We start from the raw sequence: 377 nt of genomic DNA, 5'->3' as shown, positions 1-377 counted from the left end.
GGCGTGGTGGTGGGTGACGAGGTGGTGGGCGAGGAGGGTGCCGAGGGTGCCGGTGGCTCCGGTGATGAGGATGGTGCCTTGGTCCCAGCGGGGCGGTGGTTGGGTTTCGTTGGAGGTGGTGGGGGGTGGTGTGGTGCGGGTGAGGCGTGGGGTGAGCCATTGGCCGTTGCGGTAGGCGAGTTGGGGTTCGCCGGTGGGGATCCTTGACGGGAGTGTGTCCAGCTCGGTGTCGGTGTCGATGAGGGTGATGCGTCCGGGGTTTTCGGTTTGGGCGGTGCGGATGAGGCCCCAGATGGCGGCGTGGGTGAGGTTGGTGATGGGTTCGCCGGGGGTGGTGGCGAGGGCGCCTTGGGTGACCACGGTCAGCGTGGAGTCGG

General features: G+C 68.7%; 1 protein-coding gene. It reads right to left on the bottom strand.

What is annotated here, in order from left to right; all coding sequences use genetic code 11:
- Window positions 1-377, bottom strand: a 377-nt coding sequence (locus GCN81_RS31680; protein ID WP_197287423.1) for a SpnB-like Rossmann fold domain-containing protein, incomplete at both ends; no start/stop codon positions are given.

This window comes from Streptomyces apocyni (assembly GCF_009739465.1).
Lineage (GTDB): Bacteria > Actinomycetota > Actinomycetes > Streptomycetales > Streptomycetaceae > Streptomyces > Streptomyces apocyni.
The sequence above is the reverse complement of the archived record's forward strand: the minus strand, read 5'-3'. Positions and strand labels throughout refer to the sequence as shown.